Raw genomic sequence first — 8162 nt, forward strand, 5'->3', positions numbered from 1 at the left:
AGTGAGCACCTTCTTCCAAATAATCGCTTTGATTCTCTCGACTTTCATCAAGAGAGAAAAGGATTACTCTTCGTCTTCTAGCTCGATGTTGATACCTAGCGAGCGGATCTCTTTCAACAGTACGTTGAACGATTCTGGCATGCCAGGTTCCATGCTGTGGTTACCGTCTACGATGTTCTTGTACATCTTAGTACGGCCGTTAACGTCATCCGACTTAACCGTTAGCATTTCTTGTAGCGTGTAAGCAGCACCGTATGCTTCTAGTGCCCATACTTCCATCTCACCGAAACGCTGACCACCGAACTGAGCTTTACCACCTAGTGGTTGCTGAGTTACTAGGCTGTACGAACCAGTTGAACGAGCGTGCATCTTGTCATCAACAAGGTGGTTCAGTTTCAGCATGTACATGTAACCAACAGTTACAGGACGCTCAAACGCATCACCTGTGCGACCATCAAACAGTGTTAACTGACCTGATGTTGGTAGATCTGCTAGCTCAAGAAGTGCTTTGATTGACTCTTCTGGAGCGCCATCAAATACAGGAGTCGCGATTGGTAGACCGCCACGCAAGTTCTTGATCAGAGTACGTACTTCATCATCAGATAGAGAAGCAATGTCTACTTTCTGGCGAGTGTCGCCTAGATCGTAAACTTTTTGTAGGAACTCGCGGAATTTCGCTAGTTCTTGCTGCTCTTTAACCATCTGGTTGATCTTGTCACCGATACCTTTCGCTGCCAGACCTAAGTGTACTTCTAGGATCTGACCGATGTTCATACGCGAAGGTACACCCAGTGGGTTAAGTACGATGTCTACAGGCTGACCTTTCTCATCGTATGGCATGTCTTCAACAGGGTTGATCTTAGAGATTACACCCTTGTTACCGTGACGACCCGCCATCTTATCACCAGGCTGAATGCGACGTTTAACCGCTAGGTAAACCTTAACGATCTTCAGTACACCAGGTGCTAAATCATCACCTTGAGTGATCTTACGACGCTTAGTTTCGAACTTCTTATCAAAGTCGGCTTTTAGCTCATCCCACTGCTCAGCAAGTTGCTCAAGCTGAGTTTGTAGTGCGTCATCTTCTAGCGTTAGTTCTAGCCACTTCTTACGATCAGTTGTGTCTAGTTTCGCTTCAGAGTAACCGCCTTCAATCAATACAGCTTTAACACGGTTTAGAAGGCCGCCCTCAAGAATCTGGAATTCTTCAGTTAGGTCTTTCTTCGCTTCTTTAAGCTGCATCTGTTCGATTTCAAGCGCACGCTTGTCTTTCTCTACGCCATCGCGAGTAAAGACTTGAACGTCGATGATCGTACCTGATACAGAGTTAGGTACACGTAGTGAAGTATCTTTAACGTCAGATGCTTTTTCACCAAAGATTGCACGTAGTAGCTTCTCTTCAGGCGTTAGCTGAGTTTCACCTTTAGGTGTAACTTTACCAACTAGGATGTCGCCACCCTTAACTTCAGCACCGATGTAAACGATACCTGACTCGTCTAGTTTAGACAGAGCAGACTCACCTACGTTTGGAATATCCGCTGTGATCTCTTCAGAACCAAGCTTAGTATCACGCGCCACACAAGTCAGTTCTTGGATGTGGATAGTCGTGAAACGGTCTTCTTGAACTACGCGCTCAGATACTAAGATCGAGTCTTCGAAGTTGTAACCGTTCCAAGGCATGAACGCGATACGCATGTTTTGACCAAGCGCTAGTTCACCAAGGTCTGTTGAAGGACCATCAGCAAGAACGTCACCGCGTGATACAGGCTCACCTGGCATCACACATGGGCGCTGGTTAATACATGTGTTCTGGTTAGAACGTGTGTATTTAGTCAGGTTGTAGATGTCGATACCAGCTTCACCTGGTACTAGCTCTTCTTCGTTAACTTTAACAACGATACGAGAAGCATCTACTGACTGGATTACACCACCACGTTTAGCAACTGCAGTTACACCTGAGTCAACTGCTACGTTACGTTCAATACCAGTACCAACAAGCGGTTTGTCAGCTTTCAGTGTTGGAACTGCCTGACGTTGCATGTTCGCACCCATCAATGCACGGTTCGCATCATCGTGTTCTAGGAACGGGATAAGCGATGCAGCGATAGATACAACCTGGTTTGTCGCAACGTCCATGTACTGAGCGTGCTCACGAGGGTGTAGACCAGATTCACCTTTCTGACGAGCTGTGATCAGCTCATCTGCAAAAGTACCATCTTCGTTTAGCTTAGCGTTCGCCTGTGCGATAACGAATTGGCCTTCTTCGATTGCAGATAGGTAATCTACTTCGTCTGTTACTACGCCATCTACAACGCGACGGTATGGTGTCTCTAGGAAACCGTACTCGTTACAACGCGCAAACGCAGATAGAGAGTTGATCAGACCGATGTTTGGACCTTCAGGCGTTTCGATAGGACATAGACGACCGTAGTGAGTTACGTGTACGTCACGTACTTCGAAGCCAGCACGTTCACGAGTTAGACCGCCAGGACCCAATGCAGAAATACGACGCTTGTGCGTTACTTCTGATAGCGGGTTGTTTTGGTCCATGAACTGTGAAAGCTGTGAAGAGCCAAAGAATTCTTTAACTGCCGCTGAAATTGGCTTCGCGTTGATCAAGTCTTGAGGCATGATTGCGTCAAGATCGCCTAGGCTTAGACGCTCTTTAACTGCACGCTCAACACGTACTAGACCTACACGGAACTGGTTCTCAGCCATTTCGCCTACAGAACGGATACGACGGTTGCCTAGGTGGTCGATATCGTCCACTTCGCCCTTACCGTTACGGATCGCGATCAGCTTCTTCATCACTTCGATGATATCAGTTTCATCAAGTGTGCCTTGCTCTTGAGCATCTTCACGGCCGATAGAGCTGTTGAACTTCATACGACCAACAGTCGATAGATCGTAACGCTCTTCAGAGAAGAATAGGCTTTCGAATAGAGCTTCTGCAGCTTCTTTTGTTGGCGGCTCACCAGGGCGCATCATGCGGTAGATTTCTACCAATGCAGAAATACGATCAACCGTGCTGTCGATACGTAGTGTTTCTGACATGAATGGACCGTGGTCTAGATCGTTCGTGAATAGAACTTCTAGCGCTTTGTGGCCAGCCTGAGATAGGTTCGCTAGTGCTTCCAGGCTGATTTCCTGGTTAGCGTTAACAATGATCTCGCCTGTTGCTTCATTGATGTAATCTTTTGATGCAACTTTACCTACGATGTACTCAACTGGTACTTCGATGTGATCAACACCATCTTTTTCTAGTTGGCGGATATGACGAGCTGTTACGCGACGACCTTGCTCAACGTAAACTTTACCATTTGCTTCGATGTCGAATGACGCAGTTTCACCACGTAGACGATCAGGAACCAACTCCATCAATAGAGTTTGGTCTTTCACTTCGAAGTTCACTTTCTCGAAGAAGATATCTAGGATTTCTTCTGTCGACTTACCTAGTGCACGAAGGATGATCGATGCTGGTAGCTTACGACGGCGGTCGATACGAACGTACAAGTTATCCTTAGGATCAAACTCGAAATCAAGCCATGAACCACGGTAAGGAATAACACGTGCGTTGTATAAAACTTTACCTGAAGAGTGGGTCTTACCCTTATCGCTGTCGAAGAACACGCCTGGGCTTCGGTGCAGCTGGGATACGATAACCCTCTCGGTACCGTTGATTACGAAGGTACCATTGTCTGTCATGAGTGGAATTTCACCCATGTAGACTTCTTGTTCTTTAATGTCTTTTACAGTACCTGCTGGCGCGTCTTTATCAAAGATAACTAGGCGTAGTTTTACACGTAGTGGCTTTGAGTAAGTTACACCGCGGATTTGACATTCTTTAACGTCAAAAACTGGCTCACCAAGACGGTAGCTAACGTATTGCAGCTCAGAATTGCCGTTGTAGCTCTGAATCGGGAATACAGAACGGAAAGCGGCTTCAAGACCGTATTGACCTTCAGGATCCTGCTCGATAAATTTGTCGAACGAATCGAGCTGGATCGATAGCAGGTATGGAATGTCCAAAACTTGTGGACGAGTACCAAAGTCCTTACGGATGCGCTTTTTCTCGGTATAAGAGTAAACCATGGGGTTCCTCAGCTCGCTGATAAGTGACCCAAACTGTCCGCCCGCTCCTAGTTACTTAAGGGGGGTAAGGGACAGTGACTAATATAGCTGTTTACTGTAGTGACATTTCATTTCGTAAGAATGAAATGTTTTTTGCATGGATATCAGGCGCTTAAACAGCGGGAAAATTCGCCTATACCCTACAGCGCAAAAAGGCCGGTGGTTAAAAAACCACCAGCCAATTAGCCGTTAGGCTAAGAAACTATGCAATAATTACTTAACAGCAACAGTTGCACCAGCTTCTTCTAGCTGAGCTTTAAGAGCTTCAGCTTCTGCTTTCTCAACACCTTCTTTAAGAGGTGCTGGAGCGCCGTCTACTAGAGCTTTAGCTTCTTTAAGACCTAGGCCAGTTGCGCCACGTACTGCTTTGATTACAGCAACTTTGTTACCGCCAGCAGCTTCTAGGATTACGTCGAATTCAGTTTGCTCAGCAGCAGCTTCGCCTGCAGCAGCGCCGCCAGCTACAACAGCAGCAGCAGCAGAAACACCGAATTTCTCTTCCATTGCTTCGATTAGTTCAACAACTTGCATTACAGACATTTCTGCAACTGCGTCTAGGATTTGCTCGTTAGTAATAGACATAACAATTCTCTTTTAAGTCAACAATAAGTTTATTAAGCAACCAGTAAAAAGCAAGGCTTATGCCGCTGCTTCTTGTTTTTGATCGCGGATAGCTGCGATAGTACGCGCCAGCTTGCCAGCCGAAGCTTCTTTCATGCACATCATTAGGCGTGCAATTGCTTCGTCGTAAGTTGGTAGTGTTGCTAGTACTTCAGCGTCAGTTAAAGCGCCTTCAAATGCAGCAGCTTTGATCTCGAAATCTTTGTTCTCTTTAGCGAAGTCTTTGAAAAGACGCGCTGCAGCACCTGGGTGCTCATTAGAGAATGCGATTAGAGTAGGACCAGTGAAAGTGTCAGTTAGACACTCGTACTCAGTACCTTCAACCGCACGACGAGCAAGAGTGTTACGAACAACTCTCATGTAAACGCCAGCTTCACGAGCTTGTTTACGTAGAGAAGTCATCGCGCCAACTTGAACGCCACGAGAATCAGCTACAACTGCAGAAAGTGCACCACTGGCAGCTTCGTTGACTTCAGCAACAATTGCTTTTTTGTCTTGAAGGTTTAAAGCCATCTTGGATTTACTCCTGGTTGTCGTTACACCACTCACTATCATCACGACAGTGAGAGCTATTGAGGTGCTTCCCCAGAAGAAAGTTAACTATATTACATAGAGCTTTCTGTCAGTTCGGGCACCATCTACGTAGGATAATTAAGTTTGCTTTTACACAAACACCTACGGTCTTGGACGGAGACTGGGTCTTAATTCATTTCGAACTAGGAGACAGTTCAAAGAACCAAAGTTCAGCCCCAACCACAAATATTAGGCGCAAAATTATACACGAATTTTGCGCCTAAGCAAATAAATTATGCTTGAGTGTTCAGGCTAGCCTGATCAACAGCAACACCAGCACCCATAGTAGTAGAGATGCTTACTTTCTTCAGGAAAGTACCTTTCGCTGAAGATGGCTTAGCTTTCTTCAGAGCAACTAGAAGTGCTTCTAGGTTCTCTTTGATCTGCTCAGCAGAGAAGTTTGCTTTACCGATAGTAGTGTGGATGATGCCGTTTTTGTCGTTACGGTAACGAACCTGACCAGCTTTAGCGTTTTTAACTGCTTCAGCAACGTTAGGAGTTACAGTACCAACTTTAGGGTTTGGCATAAGACCGCGAGGACCTAGGATAGTACCTAGTTGACCTACAACGCGCATTGCATCTGGAGAAGCAACAACTACGTCAAAGTTCATTTCGCCTTTCTTAACTTGCTCAGCAAGATCTTCCATACCTACGATGTCTGCGCCAGCTTCTTTAGCTGCTTCAGCGTTAGCACCTTGAGTGAACACTGCAACGCGGATTTCGCGGCCAGTACCGTGAGGTAGTACAGTTGCACCACGTACGTTCTGGTCAGATTTACGAGCATCAATGCCTAGGTTAACAGCAACGTCTACAGACTCAACGAATTTAGCAGTCGCTAGTTCTTGAAGAAGAGCAACAGCTTCGTTGATTTCGTATTCTTTAGTTACGTCAACTTTTTCGCGGATTACGCGCATGCGCTTAGTTAGTTTTGCCATCTTATTAACCCTCTACCACTAGGCCCATTGAACGAGCAGTACCAGCGATAGAACGCTTCATCGCTTCGATGTCAGCACCAGTCATATCAGCAGCTTTAGTTTCTGCGATTTCTTGGATTTGAGCGTCAGTTACAGTACCAACTTTTTCAGTGTTTGGACGACCTGAACCAGACTTAACGCCAGCAGCTTTCTTAAGAAGAACAGCAGCAGGTGGAGTCTTAGTTACGAACGTGAAAGAACGGTCGCTGTATACTGTGATAACTACTGGAGTTGGTAGACCTTTCTCAATAGATTCTGTTTTTGCGTTGAACGCTTTACAGAATTCCATGATGTTCACACCGTGTTGACCTAGTGCAGGACCTACTGGTGGACTAGGGTTAGCCATACCAGCAGCAACTTGTAGCTTGATGTAAGCTTCAACTTTCTTAGCCATGATAATTCCTAAGTTTGGGTACAAACGCTAATCGCGGATCAGCTCCCCGTTTGTGTAAGAAACTTTTTACTTCACTTGAAGTAAAAAGGCGCGAAATTATAGTCATAATCCGCGCCTTATACAACCCTAAAAAGGTGATTTTTTATACTCTTTAACGAAGAGTCTTAGTCCAGCTTTTCAACCTGACCAAATTCAAGCTCAACTGGTGTCGCACGACCAAAGATCGATACAGACACTTTCAGGCGGCTCTTCTCGTAATCCACTTCTTCAACAGTACCGTTGAAGTCAGCAAATGGACCTTCGTTAACACGTACCACTTCACCCGCTTCGTACATTGTACGCGGACGAGGCGCTTCACTCGCTTTCTCAAGACGATTAAGAATCGCGTCAGCCTCTTTATCCGTGATAGGTGCCGGACGGTCTGAGGTACCACCAATGAAGCCCATGACACGCGGCACACTGCGTACTAGGTGCCATGATTCATCGTTCATAATCATCTGAACAAGGACGTAACCTGGGAAGAACTTACGCTCAGACTTGCGACGCTGACCCGCGCGCATTTCCACTACTTCTTCAGTAGGAACCAGTACTTCACCGAATAGCTCTTCCATGCCGTGCATTTTGATATGCTCGCGCAGAGATTGAGCTACACGACCTTCAAATCCAGAGAAGGCTTGAACCACATACCAGCGTTTTTTTGGAGCTTCACTCATGAATAAAAACCCTCTATACCCCAGTTGCTAGAGCTACTAGACGAACCATAATTCCGTCAATACCCCATAGCACTAGAGCCATTACAATACTTACAGCTAAAACGATCAGTGTTGTTTGCATGGTTTCTTGGCGAGTAGGCCAAACAACTTTACGTACTTCCATACGAGATTCTTTTGCAAAACTGATCGCTGCTTTACCTTTAGTCGTTGTTGCTGCAACGCCTAAGGCAGCTGCAATAAGAACAACAACGCCTGCAGCACGAACCACTACAGACATTTCACCATACAGGTAATTACCCACAACAGCGGCAGCTGCCAATACGAAAGCGGCTACCCACTTAAACGTATCTGCTGCGTTTGAGCTATCAGGAGTTTCAGCATTATTTGCTTTCATAAAACCAACCTGTTACAAGTCTTAATATAGACGACAACAACCCCGCTGTTGCAGGGCAAACTCCATATCGCTGAAAAAATCAGCGTACTCTTCTTAAGATTAAGCCTCTTTGCTTAATCTTGCTCTGCGCCCAACCCACTTCTGAACAAGAAAACAGCAAAAATAATGTTGAGTGCAGAAAAAGGGCATCAAATGATGCCCTTTTTGCTACTGGTTCGTCAAATCTAATTCAAGATTTTCCGAAAGCATCGCTAATTCGCTATGAATTAGTCGAAGATCTTAGCAACAACACCAGCACCTACTGTACGGCCACCTTCACGGATCGCGAAACGTAGACCTTCGTCCATTGCGATTGGTGCGAT

The 8162-nt window shown here is 45.8% G+C and carries 7 protein-coding genes and 1 pseudogene; all 8 read right to left on the bottom strand.

The features are described 5' to 3' along the window. Window positions 1–63: 63 nt before the first annotated feature. On the bottom strand, window positions 64–4092 hold the full coding sequence (gene rpoB, locus R7O13_RS23065) for a DNA-directed RNA polymerase subunit beta (protein WP_005384685.1): 4029 nt from the start codon (window positions 4090–4092) through the stop codon (window positions 64–66). 252 nt (window positions 4093–4344) lie between these two features. After that, window positions 4345–4713, bottom strand: a complete 369-nt coding sequence (rplL, locus tag R7O13_RS23070; RefSeq protein ID WP_005382540.1) for a 50S ribosomal protein L7/L12 — start codon at window positions 4711–4713, stop codon at window positions 4345–4347. A gap of 57 nt (window positions 4714–4770) precedes the next feature. Continuing rightward, window positions 4771–5265: a 50S ribosomal protein L10 gene (gene rplJ, locus R7O13_RS23075; RefSeq protein WP_005382538.1), complete on the bottom strand. Its 495-nt coding sequence runs from the start codon at window positions 5263–5265 to the stop codon at window positions 4771–4773. A gap of 293 nt (window positions 5266–5558) precedes the next feature. Further along, on the bottom strand, window positions 5559–6260 hold the full coding sequence (gene rplA, locus R7O13_RS23080; protein ID WP_005384683.1) for a 50S ribosomal protein L1: 702 nt from the start codon (window positions 6258–6260) through the stop codon (window positions 5559–5561). 4 nt (window positions 6261–6264) lie between these two features. Next, a complete protein-coding gene (gene rplK / locus R7O13_RS23085) occupies window positions 6265–6693 on the bottom strand; it encodes a 50S ribosomal protein L11 (RefSeq protein ID WP_005384682.1) in 429 nt (142 codons plus the stop codon). Window positions 6694–6857: 164 nt separating this feature from the next. After that, entirely contained in the window at window positions 6858–7406 is a 549-nt protein-coding gene (gene nusG, locus R7O13_RS23090; RefSeq protein ID WP_005384681.1) for a transcription termination/antitermination protein NusG, read from the bottom strand. Window positions 7407–7419: 13 nt separating this feature from the next. Then, complete coding sequence (secE, locus tag R7O13_RS23095) at window positions 7420–7800, bottom strand: preprotein translocase subunit SecE (protein ID WP_005384680.1); 381 nt, start codon at window positions 7798–7800, stop codon at window positions 7420–7422. A gap of 266 nt (window positions 7801–8066) precedes the next feature. Continuing rightward, window positions 8067–8162, bottom strand: a pseudogene (locus tag R7O13_RS23100) (elongation factor Tu); the annotation flags it as partial.

The organism is Vibrio sp. Y176, assembly GCF_033438945.1.